Genomic DNA, 2,663 nt, shown 5'->3' on the forward strand with positions numbered 1-2,663 from the left:
GGGTCTGGACTTTCACCAGACTATACTATACACGCCGAACTGGCGCACAACTTAAGAACCTTTCCCTCTGACCCCGGGGCCGCGAAGCGGCCCCTTCTACCCTACTTGACTCATTCTCTTTTAACTGTTAAAATAGCATAAGTTGGTGATTGCGGGCCTATAGCTCAGTTGGTCAGAGCCGACGGCTCATAACCGTCTGGTCCCAGGTTCGAGCCCTGGTGGGCCCACCAATGAAACTCCTGCTGAGCGAAAGCTCAGCTTTTTTTATTTCCGGGAGGAAAGATGACGAATTTGACAGCAAGGCTTCGTCAGGCAGCAGAGCTGGTGCCGCCTTCTCGCTCCATGGCGGATATCGGGACGGATCATGCCTACCTTCCTCTTGCGCTTCTGGAGGAGGGGAAAATCCAGGCAGCTATTGCCTCGGATATTCACAAAGGACCTCTGGAAAGGGCCAGGTTTCATATCAAGGAGCAGGGGAAGGAAGGGCAGATAGAGCTTCGCCTGGGCGGCGGTCTGGCCCCGCTGCAGAAGGGGGAAGTCGACGGCGTGACCATTGCCGGTATGGGCGGCCTTATGATGAGGGACATTCTGGAGGCGGACATGGAGAGGGCACAGGCCCTTTCCTGGCTGGTACTCCAGCCCCAGAACCATGTGGCGGAGCTGAAGCAGTATCTTTCTACCCATCATTTCAAAATTATAAAGGAAGAGATGGCCCTGGAAGACAGAAGGCTTTATGAAATGATGCTGGCCGTTCCCGGCAGCATGAAGGAAATTTCACTGCTGGAAGGGGAAATCGGTGTCACTGAAGGATACAGGCAGCACCCCCTGTTTCATGAACATATCCGCCGGCTTATACGGAAAAGGGATTTCCTTATCAACGGAGTGGCACCGGATACGGATAATGAAAGAAATCGGCGGAAGAGAGAAAAGGCGTTGGCTGAAAAGGCGGAACTGGAGGCACTTTTATGAATATCAAAGCACAGGATCTCATGAATCTGATGGAAGAATGGGCGCCACAGAAGCTGGCAGAGAGCTGGGACCATCCGGGGCTGCAGGTGGGAAATCCGGAGCAGCCGGTAAAGAAGGTGCTCATTTCCCTTGACCTTACAGAGGAGAATGTGGACAGGGCTGTAAAAGATGGGGTGTCCATGATTATTTCCCATCATCCCTTCCTTTTCAAATCCCTGCACTCCATCGACCTTTCCACCTATAAGGGCCGGGTTATCGGAAAACTTATCAAGCATGACATTCTTTCCTTTGCAGCCCATACGAATCTGGATACCGCCAGGGATGGGGTGAATGATGCACTGGCAGAAGCGCTGGGACTTCAGCACTTGGAAGGCCTGGTGAAGGAAAAAACAGAGCCCCTTCTCAAGGTGGCAGCCTACGTGGAATTTGTGAAGGCTAAGGAGTTCAAAGGACTTCTGGAGAGAAAATACAAAGGGATGGCCGGCCATTTCTACCTTCTGGGAGATGCAGATGACAGCAGCCGGGCAGGAAAAATGGAGTTCAATGTAAAGTCCTCTTCCTTCCGAGACGTATTGAATGACCTGAAGGAAATCTGCAGCCCTGTGCACTGCGATATTTATGAACTGAAAAACGGTGCCTCCGTGGAATACATGGGGCGGGTGGGAGAGCTGCCGGAAGCTCTTCCGGGAAAGGAAGCGCTTCGATATATCAAGGAAAAACTGGGCATTCCCGACCTTCGCTATGCAGGAAATACGGATATTACGGTGAGAAAGGTCGCCGTCCTTGGCGGCGCAGGCAGTGAATTTACCGCCCTTGCCAAGGCAAAAGGAGCAGACCTTTACCTCACAGGGGACCTGAAATATCATGAAGCCCAGGATGCATCGGCAATGGGACTCCTCATCGCCGACGGCGGCCATTTCTATACAGAAAGGGTTATTGTGCCAAAACTGGCCGCAAGAATCAGAAAAGCAGCGGCAGAAAAAGGCTGGGATCTGGAAGTGCTGGAGGACAGCGGCGCTGTAGATATTTTCGGGCATGTATGAGGGACAGCCCTTTGGGCGTGAGGGTTCTCAGGGTTGACGGGGCTTTCGCCCCGAGGGTTCTCAGGTTTGACACGGCCTTTGGCCGTGAGGGTTGTGGTGGGCGGCTCTGCCGCCAGTATGAATAAAACCGATTTAGTGTGCTGGTGTGCTGGTGTGCTAGTGGGCTAGTGTGATAGAAAACCATACAACCGCGTCTAACGGTCAGTCGATTAAAAGGAAGGCCCTTTTATGGGCAGGCTATGGGCCAACTTCGACTGACTTGCACATTCTCTGCAGAATGTGCACAGCGCGAGGGAAAAGCGGCCCCCTTTGGTGGCTGCGCCACCAGCTTCCCCTCCGCAGGCGGTGGGGTTTAGAGTCACATGTGAACCGAATGTTATACAGAGCTTTGTTGTGCCCCCGCACAGCGGGGTGGCAAGGGAACTGGATTTGTAGGGGAACGCAGTGACCCGAAAATCCAGTGACACGCTTCCCACCGGGGCAAAGGTGGTGCCGTAAGGCACCAAAGGGGGAAAGGGGCTGTGAAAAAATGTAAATCATTTCTTCACAGCCCCTTTTGAATATCAGCTGCCGCAGGCAGCTGACCCCTTCCGGCTTGTTAGAGCCCGGCAAATATAGCCATTTTTAGCCCGTCAAATTTAGCCAATTTTA

At 53.0% G+C, this 2,663-nt stretch carries 2 protein-coding genes and 1 tRNA gene; all 3 read left to right on the forward strand.

Annotated elements, in window-relative coordinates:
- The first annotated feature begins 153 nt into the window (after positions 1 to 153).
- Positions 154 to 230, forward strand: a tRNA-Ile gene (locus Q0482_RS08085).
- A gap of 52 nt (positions 231 to 282) precedes the next feature.
- The gene (locus Q0482_RS08090) at positions 283 to 969 is read left to right on the forward strand and encodes a class I SAM-dependent methyltransferase (protein ID WP_299145314.1); all 687 of its coding nucleotides are present in this window, start codon (positions 283 to 285) and stop codon (positions 967 to 969) included.
- Positions 966 to 2,012, forward strand: coding sequence for a Nif3-like dinuclear metal center hexameric protein (locus Q0482_RS08095; protein WP_299145315.1), 1,047 nt, complete (start codon positions 966 to 968; stop codon positions 2,010 to 2,012). The genes Q0482_RS08090 and Q0482_RS08095 overlap by 4 nt, the downstream gene beginning before the upstream one ends.
- The last annotated feature ends 651 nt before the right edge of the window (positions 2,013 to 2,663 follow it).

This window comes from uncultured Dialister sp., assembly GCF_937959425.1.
GTDB lineage: Bacteria > Bacillota > Negativicutes > Veillonellales > Dialisteraceae > Dialister.

What these genes read in the sequence shown, in the direction of transcription:
- Q0482_RS08090 (WP_299145314.1), top strand. Translation starts at nt 283, where the DNA reads ATGACGAATTTGACAGCAAGGCTTCGTCAGGCAGCAGAGCTGGTGCCG.
- Q0482_RS08095 (WP_299145315.1), top strand. Translation starts at nt 966, where the DNA reads ATGAATATCAAAGCACAGGATCTCATGAATCTGATGGAAGAATGGGCG.